This window comes from Variovorax sp. GW822-FHT04E09 (assembly GCF_058800845.1).
Genome location: NZ_JBXAMR010000002.1, coordinates 537,684 through 553,315, shown reverse-complemented (window position 1 = coordinate 553,315; position 15,632 = coordinate 537,684). Strand labels below are relative to the sequence as shown.

The window sequence follows — 15,632 nt, the reverse complement described above, 5'->3', positions numbered from 1 at the left end:
GACCGCGCCGCTCAGGTGGCGCTGTTCGAGGCCGCGATGCCCCAGCGCGCCAGCGCTTCGTCGTCGGTCACGCGGGCATCGACCCAGCGGGCGCCTTCGGGCGTCTGCTCCTTCTTCCAGAACGGCGCCTGCGTCTTCAGGTAGTCCATCAGGAACTCGCAGGCCTGGAAGCTCTGGCCGCGGTGGGCGGACACCACCGCCACCATCATGATCTGGTCCAGCGGCTGCAGCAGCCCCACGCGGTGGATCACGCGCGCATCCAGGATGTCGAAGCGCTTGTGAGCCTCGTCGATCATGGCCTCGATGGCCTTCTCGGTCATGCCGGGGTAGTGCTCCAGCTCCATCGAGGCGATGGTGCTGCCGTCATTGCGGTCTCTGACCGTGCCGATGAAGCTGCAGACGGCGCCGACGCGCGCGTCGGCCGCGCGCAGGGCGGCGATCTCGGCACCGGCGTCGAAGTCGGCCGTCTGGATGGAAACGCGAGGGAGCGAGGACATGCCCAAATTGTGGCACTGCCGCCCTACACTGCGCCGATGCCGGCCCCCACGTCGCAGCCCCTGACGCCCGACGATGTCGAGATGCTGCGGCGCGTCGACCTTGCCGCGCGCACCCCGGCCGCCGGCCTGGCGGTGCTGGCCGTGCTGCTGGCGGGCTGCGCCCTCGTCTTCGTGGTGATCGGGCGGCTGCCCGGCGCCCCGGCGGGCCTGGCCCTGGCGATGAACGCGGCGGCGCTGGTCACCTTGCTGCTGGGCGTGTGGCTGTTCACCCATCGGACGCGGATCGACCGGCGCCTGGCCCAGGCCACCCGCGAGGCCCTGGCGAAGAACAGCAAGTTCACCGTGGCCGGCACCGTGGACCACGTGGCCGCCCTGCCCGGCGGCGCGCTGCGCTACACGGTCGACGGCCAGTTCCACGTCGACGTCGTGCCGGTGCTGGGCCTGGACGCGCCTCGCAGCCACGCCACGGGCCGACCGCTGACGGCGGTGCGGCACCTGGCACAGGCGCCCGTCGAGATCGAATGCGTGGCGCGCGACAACGCCGTGCATCTGCTGCTGCGCACGCGTTATCCGATGGCACGCCAGGCCACGCGCAGCGAGCGGCCAGCCACCTCGCGCGACCGTCGGCGCGCCGGGCGCTCGGACCGCCGCTTCATGGGCGTCGTGCTGGCGGGCGGCGCGGTCCTGGCGATCGGGACGGCGTGGGCCGACGGTTTTCGCCCGGGCTTCGGCCTGTTCATGGCGAGGTACGCAGCCGCCATCTGTGCGCTGGTGTTCGCGGTCGGCGTGCTGCCGCAGCTGCTGCGCGCACGCCGGTTCACGCACCTGCACACGGTGAGCGGGCCGGTCACCGAAATCCTCACGGCCCAGGTGCCGCAGGGCAAGCACACGGCCGAGGTGCGATGGTTCCGGGTCGACGGCCAGCTGTTCGGCGCACTCGACCTCAAGACCGACGCACAGCTGGGCAACCAGGTCACGGTCGAGTTCCTGGGCAATGCCCGCGCCGCCGAGGGCGGCCGTGTCGTGAGCCTGCAACGCAGCGCCACCGCACCGCCGGCCTAGGCGCGACAATGCAGCCCATGCCTTCGCGCCGCACGCCCACCCGCCTCTCGCCTTCGTTCGAAGGTCAGGCACGCGCGCGCCAGGGCAACAAAGCCAAAAAACCAAAGCTCGTCTGACCGGAGCCGAGGTTCCGTCGTCGGATGAGCGACGGAACCTGCCAAGGCTTTGGCCCCTCTTGGGTTGCGCGCGCATCGGACGGTGGTTCTTTCCATCGGTCGATTCCTGAAAGGAAGCCTGCGTGCCACATCAACAACCAACCGCCGACACCGCCACCGATTTCTCGGGCCTGTGGGTCGCCCTCGTCACCCCGTTCCGCGACGGCGCGGTCGACCACACCGCCCTGGCGGCGCTCGTGCGCCGGCTCGCCGACGACGGCGTGACCGGCTTCGTGCCCTGCGGCTCCACCGGCGAAGCCGCCGCGCTCGACGAGGCCGAACAGCTCGCCGTGCTCGACACCGTGCTGACCGCCGCGGGTGGCCTGCCGGTCGTGATGGGCGTATCGGGCTACCACCTGGGCAAGGCCACGGCCTGGGCCCGCAAGCTCTCGGAACGCCCGCTGGCGGGCCTGCTGGTGGCCGCGCCGCACTACATCCGCCCGTCGCAGGCCGGCGTGCTCGAGTGGTTCCATGCCATCGCCGATGCCAGCACGGTGCCCGTGCTGGTCTACGACATTCCCTACCGCACGGGCGTGACCATCGCGCGCGAGACGATGCTGGCGCTGGCCGAGCACCCGCGCATCCGCGGCATCAAGGACTGCGGCGGCGACATGGCCAAGACGCGCGCGGTGATCGCCGACGGCCGGCTGCAGGTGCTCACAGGCGAAGACCACCAGATCTTCGCCACCATGGCCGAAGGCGGCGTGGGCGCCATCGCGGCCAGCGGCCATGTGCAGACGAAGCGCCTCGTGCGGCTGGTGCGCCTGCTGGCCGAGAACCGGCTGGCCGAAGCGCGCGCCGAATGGCAACCTCTGCAACCGCTGCTGGAGATGCTGTTCGCCGAACCCAACCCGGCCCCACTGAAGGCCTTGCTGGCGCATGCGGGTGAACTGCGGGACGAGCTGCGCTCGCCGATGACCCGCGCGTCGGACGGCCTGCGCGAGCGCCTCGTGGCGCTGGACGCGCGGCTCAGCCGCCCGTGACGGGCGGGAAGAATGCGACTTCGCAGTCGTCGCTCAGCGCGGCGGCTTCGTCGCTCATGGCCTGGTCGAGCGCCATGCGCACGGCCTTGCCGCGTGCGAGCGCGCTGGCGTAGGCCCCGCCGCGGGCGATGAGCTCGTCGCGCAGGGACGCGAGCGTGCCGGCCTGCGTGTCGACGGTTTCGCCGCTGTTGGACAGTGCCTCGCGCACTGAGGCGAAATAACGGATGCGGACCTTCATGGGGAGATTCAGCCGAGCAGCGATGCGAGAGGAATGAAGTTCACGGTGTCGCCGGACTGGATGGTCCGGCCCGCCGGGTTGTCGACCAGGCCGTCGCCCCAGACCATCGAGGTGAGCACGCCCGAGCTCTGGTTGGCGAACAGGTCGAGACCGCCCGCTGCGTTGCGCCGCACGCGCAGGAACTCGCGGCGCTTGTCGGCACGCGGCCAGTCGAAATCGGCGCGCAACGGCACGGCCGCCGGTGCCACGCGCGTGGCGCCCTGCAGCGCGAGCAGGAAGGGCCGCACCAGCATCAGGAAGGTCAGGAAGCTCGACACCGGGTTGCCGGGCAGCCCCGTGACGTGGCAGGCGCCCTGCCCGTTCGTGCGCGCGATCGAGCCGTAGGCGAAGGGCTTGCCAGGTTTCATCGACAGCGACCACAGCTGCAGCTCGCCCAGCGATTGCAGCGCGGCACGGATGTGGTCTTCTTCGCCGACCGAAACGCCGCCGGTGGTGATGATCAGGTCGTTCGCCTCGGCCGCCTCGCGCAGCGCGGCGATGGTGGCTTCGCGGTTGTCGGGCACGATGCCCAGGTCGTTCACCTCGCAGCCCAGGCGGTGCAGCAGCGCGCGCATGAAGAAGCGGTTCGAGTTGTAGATCGCACCGGGCTTCATCGCGTCGGGCGCGACCTCGCCGGGCATCACCAGCTCGTCGCCGGTGGAGAGCATGGCCACGCGCGGCTTGCGCGCGACCTGCAGCTTGTCGAAGCCGACGCTGGCGGCCAGGCCGAGCGCGGCGGGCGTGAGGCGTTCGCCGCGCTGGAGCACCACGTCGCCCGAGGCCACGTCTTCGCCCGCGCGGCGCACCCACTGGCCGGCCACGGGCGCGATGGCGATGCGTACCGACCCCAGGCCGCCCTCTTGCGGCGTGGCGGCCGTGTCTTCCTGCATGACGACCGCGTCGGCGCCTTCGGGAATCTGCGCGCCCGTGAAGATGCGCGCCGCCGTGCCGGCCGCGAGCGGCGTGCCGACGGTGCCGGCGGGAATGCGCTGCGTCACGGCCAGCTCGGTGCCGGGCGTGGCGCAATCGGCCGCGCGCACGGCGTAGCCGTCCATCGCGCTGTTGTCGCGCGGCGGCACGGTGAGGCCCGAGACGAGGTCCTGCGCCAGCACGCGCCCGTCGGCATTGAAGGTGCCGACGCTTTCGGCCGGCAGCAGCGGCCGGGCCTTGGCGAGCAGCACCGCGATCGCTTCATCGAGCGGCATCAACGGCGGGCGCGAGGACGAGGCGGCGAAGGGAACGGGAGAGGAATCAGCCATGGTGTCCGGGGTTGTAGTCGAAGCGCTCGCCGCTGTCGATCAACCACGTGGCAATGGCCTCGGCGTCGTTGAGGTCGAGCACCGGCCGCGCCGTGGCCTCGGGCAGGCAGGCCGGCACATCGGTGGCGATGGCGGTGACAAAGGGGTCGTCGATGTACAGCGCGGGGCGCGGCGCCTCGCCGTCGCCGCTCGGTCGCCAGACCTCGATCTTGAGCACGTCGCTGTGCCGGAAGCCCTCGACCAGTGCCCAATCGACCGCCGGATGCAACTCGGCGAGCAGCTGGTGCACCGTGAGCTCGACCGGCACCTCGAACTCGCGCATCAGCGCCAGCCGCTGGTCGGACGCGACGACCACCTCGAAGGCCCCGGCCTGCCGGTGGCGCCAGGTGTCCTTGCCGACGTGGTCGATGTCGAAGCGGTGGTGCGCATGCTTGACCACCGACACGCGCAGCCCGCGCTGCTTGAGCACGGGAATCAGGCGCTCCACCAGCGTGGTCTTGCCTGCGCCGGAATACCCGGCGAAGCCGACGACCTTCATGCCGCAGTAGCCCCGGTCAGTCGCAGTGCTGGGCGATGTAGGCCTTGACGGCCTCGGCATCGGCCGGCAGCTGGACCACGCGCTTGGGCAAGGCTTCGATGCCTTCGAACTTCTTCGGGCGCGCGGGCTCCTCGCCCAGCGCCTCGACCACCGTGGCCGCGAACTTGATCGGCAGCGCGGTCTCGAGCACCACCATCGGCACGCCCGGCGTGAGCTGCTCGCGCGCGGCCTTGAGGCCGTCGGCGGTGTGCGGGTCGATCAGCGTGGCGAAGCGCTTCTCGGTGTCGCGGATCATCGCGAGCCGGTCGGCGTGCGTGCTGCGGCCGCTGCGAAAGCCGAAGCGCTCGGCGGCCTGCTTGAAGGCCGGGTCGGCGCTCAGGTCGAAGCTGCCCGTCAGGCCCAGGTCGTCCACGAACAATTGGCGCAGGCGGTCTGCATCGCGGCCGACGAGGTCGAACACGAAGCGCTCGAAGTTGCTGGCCTTGCTGATGTCCATCGACGGGCTGGAGGTTTCGTGCGTATCGACCGCCGCGCGCACGCGGTACACGCCGGTGCGGAAGAACTCGTCGAGCACGTCGTTCTCGTTGGTGGCGACCACCAGCGTCTGGATCGGCAGTCCCATCATGCGTGCCACGTGGCCCGCGCAGACGTTGCCGAAGTTGCCCGAGGGCACGGTGAAGCTCACGGGCTTGTCGTTGCTTGCGGTGGCCTGGAAGTAACCCGCGAAGTAGTAGACGACCTGCGCCAGCAGGCGCGCCCAATTGATCGAATTGACCGTGCCGATGCGGTACTTGCGCTTGAAGGCCAGGTCGTTCGACACGGCCTTGACGATGTCCTGGCAGTCGTCGAACACGCCGGTGATGGCGATGTTGTGGATGTTGGCGTCCTGCAGGCTGAACATCTGCGCCTGCTGGAACGGGCTCATGCGCCCGTCGGGCGAGGTCATGAAAACGCGCACGCCCTTCTTGCCGCGCATGGCGTACTCGGCCGCGCTGCCGGTGTCGCCGCTGGTGGCGCCCAGGATGTTGAGCTCGGCGCCGCGGCGGGCCAGTTCGTACTCGAACAGGTTGCCCAAGAGCTGCATCGCCATGTCCTTGAAGGCCAGCGTGGGGCCATTGGACAGGGCTTCGAGGTACACGCCATCTTCGAGCTCGCGCAGCGGCACGATCTCGTCGGTGCCGAACACCTCGGCCGTGTAGGTCTTCGCGCAGATCGCCTTCAGGTCGGCCGCGGGAATGTCGTCGATGTACAGCGAGAGGATTTCGAAGGCCAGCTCGGCGTAGGGCAGCGTGCGCCATTTGGCGAGCGTGGCGGTGTCGACCTGCGGGTACGTTTCAGGCAGGTACAGGCCGCCATCGGGCGCCAGGCCTTCGAGGAGGATTTCGCAGAAGCGCTTGCGGTCGGCGTGGCCGCGGGTGCTCAGGTAGTTCACTTCAACTCTTCCTTGCGGATGCGCACGATGGGTTCGAGCACGGTCGGCAGCGCCTGCAGTTCGGCCATGACGTCGTTGACGGTGCCTTCGCGCGCGTCGTGCGTGAGGATGATGAGGTCGGTCTGCGTCGAACCCTCGCCGCCCACTTCGTCGGCTTCGCGCTGCAGCACGGCGTCGATGCTGATGCCGGCGGTGGCCAGCAGGCCCGTCACCTTGGCGAGCACGCCGGCCTGGTCGGCCACGCGCAGGCGCAGGTAGTAGCTGGTGACGACCTCGGCCATCGGCAGCACCTTCAGATCGCTCATGGCGTCGGGATGGAACGCCAGGTGCGGCACGCGGTGTGCGGCGTCGGCGGTGTGCAGGCGGGTGATGTCGACGAGGTCGGCGATCACGGCGCTGGCGGTCGGCTCGCTGCCGGCGCCCTTGCCGTAGTACAGCGTGGTGCCCACGGCGTCGCCGTGCACGACCACGGCGTTCATGGCGCCTTCGACGTTCGCCAGCAGGCGCTTGGACGGCACGAGCGACGGGTGCACGCGCAGCTCGATGCCCTGGGCGGTGCGCTTGGTCACGCCCAGCAGCTTGATGCGGTAGCCGAGCTGCTCGGCGTACTTGATGTCCTGCGCGGCGAGCTTGGTGATGCCTTCGACGTGGGCCTTGTCGAACTGCACGGGAATGCCGAAGGCGATGGCGCTCATCAGCGTGACCTTGTGCGCGGCGTCGACGCCTTCGATGTCGAAGGTGGGGTCGGCTTCGGCGTAGCCCAGGCGCTGGGCTTCCTTCAGCACGGTGGCGAAGTCCAGGCCCTTGTCGCGCATCTCGGACAGGATGAAGTTGGTGGTGCCGTTGATGATGCCGGCCAGCCACTGGATGCTGTTGGCCGTGAGGCCTTCGCGCAGCGCCTTGATGATCGGGATGCCGCCGGCCACCGCGGCCTCGAAGGCCACCATCACGCCCTTGGCGTGCGCGGCCGCGAAGATCTCGGTGCCGTGCACGGCGAGCAGTGCCTTGTTGGCCGTGACCACGTGCTTGCCGGCCGCGATGGCTTCGAGCACCAGCTGCTTGGCAATGCCGTAGCCGCCGATGAGTTCGATGACGATGTCGATGTCGGGGTTGGCGATGACTTCGCGCGCATCGGCGACCACCTTCACGCCTTCGCCGGCCACTTCGCGGGCACGGGCGGTGTCGAGGTCGGCCACCATGGTGATCTCGATGCCGCGGCCGGCGCGGCGCTTGATTTCTTCCTGATTGCGCTGGAGCACCTTGAAGGTGCCGCTGCCGACCGTGCCTGCGCCGAGCAGGCCTACTTGGATGGATTTCATGGGAGGGGTCGCGTTCATGGTTTGGATGGGGTGAGAGACGGTGCTGCGGCGTCCACGAGGCGGCTGACGTAGCGCGGCAGGCTCCAGGCGCCGCCCGCGAAACCACGGCACATGCCGTCGCCGGCCGCACCGGTGCGCACGAAGGTCGTGCCGTTGAAGTGCCAGGTTTCGCTCGACCAGCAATCGCCGATGCCGCGGCCCTTCATGGAAGAGGTGACGCTGGCATCCTTCTCGTCGAACTCGCCGCTCGCTTCGAGCGACACGGGCGCATAGGGCGGCTTGTCGTTGGCGGTCCAGAGCAGCGTGGTGTAGTTGTACGCGCCCACGCCGCAGCCCAGCGCCAGCAGCACCTTGCGGTCATTCAGGCGGTGAACCTCCACCGACTTGGCGTTGACCTGGTCCTGGTTGTTGCACCGCTCGCGCGCGTCTTTCAGGTCGAGCGACGGGAAGATGCGCGCGGCCAGCGCGTCGTCGCCAGGTCGAGCCTTCGGCGGCTTGACCACATGGACGACGGGCATGGGCACCGGCGGCAGCACGGAAGATTCGGGCTTGGCGCCCTTGCGCACCAGCGCACCCGGGGTGCCGACGCGGCCTTGTGCTTCGTCCATTTTCAGCAGCACGGCGTTGAGGCCGGCGAGCGACAGCGTCCACTTCTTGCCGCCGTTGGCCGTGACGATGGCGTCGTCGCTCTTGAGCAGCTCGGGCAGCACGGCGCGGATCTGGCCCTGGTCGAAGCTGGCGGTTCCCGCGTCGAGGCCGGACAAGGCGGCCTTGCCGACCTTGAAGCGCAGCGGCCCCTTGGCACTGCCGTCATCGCCGATCTGCAGCTGAATATCGAGGGCCGTGTTCGGCCCGGCCACGCGGGTGATCAGCATCGACACCTGCTGGTGCTCCCCGCCGTCCGCCTGGTAGCCGGCGGCGCGGCAGGTCAGCGTGTTGTCGCAGACCAGCTCCCAGTCGTTGTGCGAGAACGAGACCGGCTCTTTCTTCCCGGCCGCGCCGACAGACAGTGCGCCCAGCAACAGCGCGGCAGCGACGCAGGCGGATTTCATGGTCCCGTCTTGCGACGCAACCGGTACTGCTCCAGGAACTTGGCGATGCGGTTGATGGCCTCGCGCAAGTCGTCTTCGTGGGGCAGGAACACGATGCGGAAGTGGTCCGGCGTGGCCCAGTTGAAGCCGGTGCCCTGCACCAGCATCACGCGGGTTTCCTTCAGCAGCTCGAGGAAGAACTGGCGGTCGTCCGCGATCGGATAGACCTCGGGGTCGAGCTTGGGGAACATGTAGAGCGCAGCGCTGGGCTTGACGCAGCTCACGCCGGGAATGGCGGTGATCAGCTCGTAGGCCAAGTCGCGCTGGCGGCGCAGGCGCCCGCCCTCGCACACGAGGTCGTTGATGCTCTGGTAGCCGCCGAGCGCCGTCTGGATGGCCCATTGGCCCGGCACGTTGGCGCACAGGCGCATGTTCGAGAGCATGTTCAGGCCCTCGATGTAGTCGCGTGCGCTGCGCTTGTCGCCCGACACCACGAGCCAGCCGGCGCGGTAGCCGCACGAGCGGTAGCTCTTGGACAGCGAATTGAAGGTCAGCGTGAGCACGTCGGTCGACAGGCTGGCGATGGCCGTGTGCTTGACGCCGTCGTACAGCACCTTGTCGTAGACCTCGTCGGCGAAGATCACGAGGCCGTGCTCGCGGGCGATCTCGACGAGGCTCTTGAGCAGCTCGTCGGAATACAGCGCGCCGGTCGGGTTGTTCGGGTTGATGACCACGATGCCCTTGGTGCGCGGCGTGATCTTGGCGCGGATGTCGGCCAGGTTCGGCATCCAGCCGTTGTCCTCGTCGCACAGGTAGTGCACCGGCGTGCCGCCCGACAGGCTCGTGGAGGCGGTCCACAGCGGGTAGTCGGGGGCCGGCAGCAGCAGCTCGTCGCCGTCGTTGAGCAGCGCGTTGGTGGACATGGCGATCAGCTCGCTGGCGCCGTTGCCCAGGTAGATGTCGTCGAGCGTGACGCCCGCGATGCCCTGCTTCTGGGTCTCGTGCATCACGGCCTTGCGCGCCGCGAAAACGCCCTTGCTGTCCGAGTAGCCCGCCGAGGTCGGCAGGTTGCGGATCATGTCCTGCTGGATCTCCTCAGGCGCATCGAAGCCGAACACGGCCAGGTTGCCGATGTTGAGCTTGATGATCTTCTGGCCTTCTTCCTCCATCTGCTTGGCGGCGTCCATGATGGGGCCGCGGATGTCATAGAGGACGTTGGCCAGCTTGGCCGATTTCTTGAGCTGCTTCAAAGGGGCCCTCCCGGGCGGGTTTACTCGAAGGTCAAAGGCCCCTGCGGGCCTCGTGTCACTAGGGAAAACCTATAATTTGACCACAGTTCCCAGTGCCCCGATGAAGCTCCAGCCCGACAAATCCGACGTCCAGACCCTCACCGCACACGGCCCCGGCTGGGTCGCGATCAACAACGAAAAGGTGGAGGGCAGCGTGGTCGTGGGTTCGCGTGGCGAACGCTTTGCCTGGGATTGCACGCGCTTCGACCAGCTGGGCCCCGAACAATTCGCGCAATTGGCGTCGTTGGGCGCCGAATTGGTCATTTTCGGCAGCGGCAACCGCATTCGATTTCCCCAGCCGGCCTGGCTGCAGCCCCTGATGGCGCAACGCACCGGCGTGGAGACCATGGACACCCCGGCGGCCTGCCGCACCTACAACATCCTGGCCGGCGAAGGCCGGCACGTCATCGCCGCCCTGCTCGTCGAGAGCCCGGCGGGTGGCTGAGAGAGGGGTTTTCGAGGTAAAATACCGGGTTGCGAACCGGCCAGCTACCCCAAGTTAGCAACGACCAATCCTCCGTTCATCGAGCAAGCCCGAAAAAGGCTGAGAGGGCTCGGAGAACGGAATCTAACGGAGAAAACAAGTTTCATGGCGATCGTTGTCAACAAACCCATTCCTGAATTCGACGCCAACGCCACGGGCGGCATCAAGGTTTCGAACACCTCGCACCTCGGCCACGTCATGGTCATGTATTTTTACCCGAAAGATAACACTCCGGGTTGCACGACCGAAGCGATGCAGTTCCGCGACCACTACAAAGACTTCGAAAAAGCCGGTGCCACCGTCTTCGGCGTCTCGCGCGACAACATGAAGTCGCACGACGAGTTCAAGGCCAAGCTCGAACTCCCCTTCGAACTGATTGCCGACACCGAAGAAAAAATGTGCCACATGTTCGGCGTGGTCAAGAACAAGATCATGTACGGCAAGAAGGTCAAGGGCATCGAGCGCAGCACTTTCCTGATCGGCGCCGACGGCATCCTGAAGGCCGAATGGCGCGGGCTCAAGGTTCCGGGCCATGTCGAAGACGTCCTCAAGGCCGTCAAGGCACTCAAGAAGGCCGCCTGATCACGCCGCAAGGCACCGGGCGTGCGCTTTTGCATCAAGTCGTGGGAATTGCCCCACGCAGTGTGCAAAGAGCCTCTGGTGCGTCTTTTGCGGTGTGCATAATGGCCTCATGCCGTTGAGCTCCACGACCGCATCCTCCGAACGAAGCCGCCTGGGTCTACAGGCGGCTTTTTCGTTTTCCGGCCCTCCTCTTTCTTCCTTGCGAGCGACCTGACCCATGCCATTGCCTCCCGCCCCCACGAAACGCGCCGCATTGCTCTCGCCGGATGCCATCGACGCACCCGCCCGTCCCTCGCACAGAAACTCGCGCCGTTCCGGCGATTCGCGCGACGACGCCCCCGCCAAGAGCGGACCCCAGCCACTGGAACTGTTCGACAACCTCGGCACGGAAGGCGGCGGCGATGCGCCTGTCGCCCGCCCGGCACGCCGCGCGAAAACCAAGGCTGCACCCGCCCCGGCGCCCACGTCGGCACCGGTGAGCGCACCGCCGCAGCAGCAACAACCCGCGATGGTGCAGGTCGAGACGCGCGTGCCCACGCCCGCCCCGGCAGCCGCCACGCCCGTCGCGGCGCCCCAGCAGACCCCGGCACGCCCCAAGCGCAAGTCCACCGGTCCGGCCAAGCTGTTCGTGCTCGACACGAACGTGCTGCTGCACGACCCAATGTGCCTGTTCCGCTTCGAGGAACACGACATCTTCCTGCCGATGATCGTGCTGGAAGAGCTCGACGGCCACAAGAAAGGCACGACCGAAGTCGCGCGCAACGGCCGCCAGACCAGCCGCACGCTCGACGCACTGGCCGCCGCGCAGGACGCAGACATCGACAAGGGCCTGAAGCTGGACACCACCGGCCACCGCGAGGCCGGCGGGCGCCTCTTCTTCCAGACCGCCCCGCTCGATTACTCGCTGCCGATCAGCCTGCCCCAGGGCAAGGCCGACAACCAGATCCTGGGCGTGGTGCACGCGCTGCGCGACGAATACGCCAAGGACCGCCCGGGCAAGCCGAAGCAGGAAGTGGTGCTGGTGTCCAAGGACATCAACATGCGCGTCAAGGCGCGCGCGCTGGGCCTGGCCGCCGACGACTACCAGAACGACAAGACGCTGGAAGACGGCGACCTGCTCTACGCCGGCTCGCTCGCACTCCCGCCCGACTTCTGGACCCGCCAGAGCAAGACGGTCGAAAGCTGGCAAAGCGGCAGCAACACCTTCTACCGGATCAGCGGCCCGCTGGTGCCCAACCTGTACATCAACCAGTTCGTCTTCTTCGAGGCGCCCGGCGAGCCGAGCATGTACGCGCGCGTCACCGAAATCCGCGACAAGACCGCGGTGCTCAAGACGCTCAAGGACTACAGCTCGGGCAAGAACGCGGTCTGGGGCGTGAACACGCGCAACCGCGAGCAGAACTTCGCGATGAACCTGCTGATGGACCCCGAGATCGACTTCGTCACGCTGACCGGCACCGCCGGCACCGGCAAGACCCTGATGGCGCTGGCCTCCGGCCTCACGCAGGTGCTCGACGACCGCCGCTACACCGAGATCATCATGACGCGCGCCACGGTGAGCGTGGGTGAAGACATCGGCTTCCTGCCCGGCACCGAGGAAGAAAAGATGGGCCCCTGGATGGGCGCGCTCGACGACAACCTCGAGTTCCTGGCCAAGGGCGACGGCGGCGGTGCCGGCGAGTGGGGCCGCGCGGCCACCAACGAGCTGATCCGCAGCCGCATCAAGGTCAAGAGCATGAACTTCATGCGCGGACGGACCTTCCTGAACAAGTACGTGATCATCGACGAGGCGCAGAACTTGACGCCCAAGCAGATGAAGACGCTGATCACCCGCGCCGGCCCCGGCACGAAGATCATCTGCATGGGCAACCTCGCGCAGATCGACACGCCCTACCTCACCGAAGGCTCGTCGGGCCTGACCTTCGCGGTCGACAAGTTCAAGGGCTGGCCGCACGGCGGGCACATCACGCTGGCGCGCGGCGAACGCTCGCGCCTGGCCGATTTCGCAAGCGACGTGCTCTAAATTCATCGGCTCTGGCCGATACCGGCCCGCGCATGCTCCCGGAGCATCGCGGGCTTTTTTTCGCCCACCATGACAGGCTACTGACAAGACGTTGTCAGGAGGCGGCTCGCACCATCCAGGCTCCTTCCAACGCAACGAACGAAAGAGAGCATTTCATGACCACCCATGCCATCACCTGGTTCGAGATTCCGGTCACCAACCTGGACCGCGCCCAGGCTTTCTACGAAACCGTGCTCGCGCGCAAGCTGCGCCGCGAAGACTTCGGTGGCAACCCGCTGGCCGTGTTTCCCTACGACGACCCCGCCACCGGCGGCGCGCTGAAGCCCGGCGCCAACACCAGCGCGCAGGCGGGCAGCGGCATCCGCGTCTACCTCGACTGCACTGGCATCGATGCCGTGCTCTCGCGCGTCGAAATGGCCGGCGGGCAGATCGTGGCGCCCAAGTCCGCGCTGCCGCCGGGCATGGGCTTCATCGCCCATCTGCGCGACACCGAAGGCAACGAAGTCGGCCTGCACGCCCCAGCCTGAGACACCATGGCACAACGCAACTGGATTGCGGTCGCCAGCGCCGAGCACGCCCGGCGCGGCCGGGACCACCGGCCGCTCGGGTTCATGCAGGTGGGCCACGGCAAGCTCGCGCCGCTCAAGCGCGTGGCGGCGGGCGACCGCGTGGCCTACTACGCGCCGGCCACGGTGTTCGGCGGCACGGACAGGCTGCAAAGCTTCGTGGCGCTGGGCATCGTGCAGCCGGGCGATCCGTACGAGTTCGACATGGGCAACGGCTTCGTCCCGTGGCGTCGCGACGTGGCCTACGTCGCCGCACACGAGGCACCCATCGCCCCGCTGATCGAACGCCTCGCCTTCATCGAAACCCCGAAGCAATGGGGCTACAAGTTCCGCTTCGGCCTGTTCGACATCACCGACATCGACATGAAACTGATCGCGCAGACGATGAAGGCCGAACCGAAGGCGCTCCTGTTTTGAGCGCTTTCGCCCTCCTCATCCGCCACTTCCGGAGAAACAACGCATGGACCCCATCCGCCAACACCACGACGCCTTCCGCGTCTCCGGCCTCACGGTACGCACCACCAACCGCGAAGAGATCGACCCCGCCACCGCACGCATCGGCGCGCTGTGGAACCGCTTCTTCGGCGAACAGACCTACGAGTCGACGCCGCACCGCACCAGCGACACGCGCATCTTCAGCGTCTACTCCGCCTACGAATCGGACGCGCACGGCGCCTTCGACATGACGGCCGGCGTGGCCGTCTCGGATGGCGCCAACAGCGTCACCATCGAAGCCGGCGACTACCTCGTGTTCACCGGCCGCGGCGAGATGCCGCAGATGGTGATCGCCACCTGGCAGCGCATCTGGCAGTATTTCGAGGCGCACCCGGAAATCGTGCGCCGCTACCGCAGCGATTTCGAAGCCTACGAGGGGCCGGACGCCGTGGCGATCCACATCGGAGTCTCATGAGCACACGCAAGGGCTGGCGCGACAGGCTGGCCGGCTACCCGAACCTGCCGAACGTGAAGGCCATTCCCCCGGCCATGCGCGCGCGGCATGGCGAGGGCACCATCGCCACACCCTCGCCCGCCGAGGTCGAGGAGGCCATGCGCGGCGTGCCCGAAGGCCGGCTCGCGACCGTGCTCGGCATCGGCGAAGACATCGCGGCGCGCCACCAGGCCACCATCGGCTGCACCGTGACCACGGCCATCTTCGCCCACATGGTGGCCCACGCCACCGAGGAAGCCATGACGACGGGCGCCGGTCGCGCGCCGGGCACGCCGTACTGGCGCACGCTCAAGATCGGCGGCGAGCTCAACCCGAAGTACCCGGGAGGCATCGAGGCCCAGATGTCGCGGCTCGAGGCCGAAGGCCACACGGTGGTCCAGCGCGGCAAGCGCTACTTTGTCGAGGACTTCGCCAGGAAGCTCGTCGGAACGCGTTGATGCGCCGCGCCGACCGTCTCTTCCAGCTCGTGCAGCTCATCCGCGGCCGCCGGCTCACCACGGCCGCCTTCCTGGCACAGCGCCTGGAGGTGTCCGAGCGCACGGTGTACCGCGATGTCGCCGACCTGCAGCACCAGGGCGTGCCGATCGAGGGCGAAGCCGGCGTCGGCTACCGCCTCGGCGCGGGCTTCGAGCTGCCGCCGCTGATGTTCACGCAGGACGAGGCATCGGCGCTCGTGGCCGCCGCGCGCATGACCCAGAGCTGGGTCGACCCGGCGATGGCGCGCAACATCGAGACGGGCCTGGGCAAGATCCTGTCGGTGCTGCCGCCGGCGGCGCGCGTCTCGGCGGAGGCGCTGGCGCTCTATGCACCCGCGCTCGGCCTCGACGACGCCCTGCGCACCCGGCTGCAGACGCTGCGCGAGGCCGTGCAGGCGCACCAGAAGCTGCGGCTGCACTACCGCGACGTCTCGGGCGACGCCAGCGAGCGCACCGTGCGGCCGCTGGGCTGCTTCTATTGGGGCAAGGTCTGGACGCTCTCGACGTGGTGCGAGCTGCGCAACGATTTCCGCGGTTTCCGGGTCGACCGCATGGAGGCCGTGGAGGTGCTCACGACACGCTTCCAGGACGAACCCGGCAAGACGCTCGCCGACCTGCTGCGGCAGGTGAAGGCCGAGGCACAGCGCCACAAGGTGTGGGAGCAGAAACCGCCGGCCTCGACGTCCGAGCCCGGCAGCGACGCCAGCTGA

General features: G+C 68.1%; 18 protein-coding genes. 10 read left to right on the top strand and 8 right to left on the bottom strand.

Going from position 1 to position 15,632, the window contains the following annotated elements; translation table 11 throughout:
• Positions 1-11: 11 nt before the first annotated feature.
• Positions 12-497 (bottom strand): molybdenum cofactor biosynthesis protein MoaE, encoded by a 486-nt coding sequence (locus tag AC1RL8_RS09970; protein WP_492685189.1) that lies wholly within the window; start codon positions 495-497, stop codon positions 12-14.
• A gap of 36 nt (positions 498-533) precedes the next feature.
• On the opposite strand from AC1RL8_RS09970, the gene AC1RL8_RS09965 reads away from it, so the two are divergent.
• Together AC1RL8_RS09965 and dapA are read left to right on the top strand one after the other, a co-directional pair.
• On the top strand, positions 534-1,559 hold the full coding sequence (locus AC1RL8_RS09965) for a hypothetical protein (protein ID WP_492685188.1): 1,026 nt from the start codon (positions 534-536) through the stop codon (positions 1,557-1,559).
• Positions 1,560-1,797: 238 nt separating this feature from the next.
• On the top strand, positions 1,798-2,697 hold the full coding sequence (dapA, locus tag AC1RL8_RS09960; protein ID WP_492685187.1) for a 4-hydroxy-tetrahydrodipicolinate synthase: 900 nt from the start codon (positions 1,798-1,800) through the stop codon (positions 2,695-2,697).
• Here the strand turns inward: dapA and AC1RL8_RS09955 are convergent.
• From AC1RL8_RS09955 to AC1RL8_RS09925, 7 genes are read right to left on the bottom strand one after another with little or no spacing between them, the layout of a single operon-like run.
• Complete coding sequence (locus tag AC1RL8_RS09955; RefSeq protein ID WP_492685186.1) at positions 2,684-2,935, bottom strand: MoaD/ThiS family protein; 252 nt, start codon at positions 2,933-2,935, stop codon at positions 2,684-2,686. The genes dapA and AC1RL8_RS09955 overlap by 14 nt on opposite strands.
• A gap of 8 nt (positions 2,936-2,943) precedes the next feature.
• Positions 2,944-4,233, bottom strand: a complete 1,290-nt coding sequence (locus AC1RL8_RS09950) for a molybdopterin molybdotransferase MoeA (protein ID WP_492685185.1) — start codon at positions 4,231-4,233, stop codon at positions 2,944-2,946.
• Positions 4,226-4,771, bottom strand: coding sequence for a molybdopterin-guanine dinucleotide biosynthesis protein B (gene mobB / locus AC1RL8_RS09945; protein WP_492685184.1), 546 nt, complete (start codon positions 4,769-4,771; stop codon positions 4,226-4,228). The genes AC1RL8_RS09950 and mobB overlap by 8 nt, the downstream gene beginning before the upstream one ends.
• Positions 4,772-4,787: 16 nt before the next feature.
• Complete coding sequence (gene thrC / locus AC1RL8_RS09940; RefSeq protein ID WP_492685183.1) at positions 4,788-6,203, bottom strand: threonine synthase; 1,416 nt, start codon at positions 6,201-6,203, stop codon at positions 4,788-4,790.
• On the bottom strand, positions 6,200-7,522 hold the full coding sequence (locus AC1RL8_RS09935; RefSeq protein ID WP_062472989.1) for a homoserine dehydrogenase: 1,323 nt from the start codon (positions 7,520-7,522) through the stop codon (positions 6,200-6,202). The genes thrC and AC1RL8_RS09935 overlap by 4 nt, the downstream gene beginning before the upstream one ends.
• A gap of 14 nt (positions 7,523-7,536) precedes the next feature.
• A complete protein-coding gene (locus tag AC1RL8_RS09930; RefSeq protein WP_492685182.1) occupies positions 7,537-8,574 on the bottom strand; it encodes a DUF1176 domain-containing protein in 1,038 nt (345 codons plus the stop codon).
• Positions 8,571-9,803, bottom strand: a complete 1,233-nt coding sequence (locus tag AC1RL8_RS09925) for a pyridoxal phosphate-dependent aminotransferase (RefSeq protein ID WP_095950778.1) — start codon at positions 9,801-9,803, stop codon at positions 8,571-8,573. The genes AC1RL8_RS09930 and AC1RL8_RS09925 overlap by 4 nt, the downstream gene beginning before the upstream one ends.
• Positions 9,804-9,903: 100 nt before the next feature.
• Between AC1RL8_RS09925 and AC1RL8_RS09920 the strand changes: the two genes are divergently transcribed.
• The 8 genes from AC1RL8_RS09920 (at position 9,904) to AC1RL8_RS09885 (ending at position 15,632) form a co-directional block, all read left to right on the top strand.
• Positions 9,904-10,287 carry an Mth938-like domain-containing protein gene (locus AC1RL8_RS09920; RefSeq protein WP_062472996.1) on the top strand — a complete coding sequence of 128 codons (384 nt, stop codon included), beginning with the start codon at positions 9,904-9,906 and terminating at the stop codon, positions 10,285-10,287.
• 144 nt (positions 10,288-10,431) lie between these two features.
• Positions 10,432-10,908, top strand: coding sequence for a peroxiredoxin (locus AC1RL8_RS09915; RefSeq protein WP_062472998.1), 477 nt, complete (start codon positions 10,432-10,434; stop codon positions 10,906-10,908).
• Between the two features lie 217 nt (positions 10,909-11,125).
• The gene (locus AC1RL8_RS09910) at positions 11,126-12,931 is read left to right on the top strand and encodes a PhoH family protein (protein WP_492685181.1); all 1,806 of its coding nucleotides are present in this window, start codon (positions 11,126-11,128) and stop codon (positions 12,929-12,931) included.
• A gap of 155 nt (positions 12,932-13,086) precedes the next feature.
• The gene (locus tag AC1RL8_RS09905; RefSeq protein ID WP_492685180.1) at positions 13,087-13,458 is read left to right on the top strand and encodes a VOC family protein; all 372 of its coding nucleotides are present in this window, start codon (positions 13,087-13,089) and stop codon (positions 13,456-13,458) included.
• A 6-nt stretch (positions 13,459-13,464) separates the two neighbouring features.
• Positions 13,465-13,914 (top strand): EVE domain-containing protein, encoded by a 450-nt coding sequence (locus AC1RL8_RS09900; protein WP_492685179.1) that lies wholly within the window; start codon positions 13,465-13,467, stop codon positions 13,912-13,914.
• A 43-nt stretch (positions 13,915-13,957) separates the two neighbouring features.
• Entirely contained in the window at positions 13,958-14,407 is a 450-nt protein-coding gene (locus AC1RL8_RS09895) for a GyrI-like domain-containing protein (RefSeq protein ID WP_492685178.1), read from the top strand.
• Complete coding sequence (locus AC1RL8_RS09890) at positions 14,404-14,883, top strand: MGMT family protein (protein ID WP_139706141.1); 480 nt, start codon at positions 14,404-14,406, stop codon at positions 14,881-14,883. The genes AC1RL8_RS09895 and AC1RL8_RS09890 overlap by 4 nt, the downstream gene beginning before the upstream one ends.
• Positions 14,883-15,632, top strand: coding sequence for a helix-turn-helix transcriptional regulator (locus AC1RL8_RS09885; protein ID WP_447743055.1), 750 nt, complete (start codon positions 14,883-14,885; stop codon positions 15,630-15,632). Before AC1RL8_RS09890 ends, AC1RL8_RS09885 begins: the two co-directional genes overlap by 1 nt.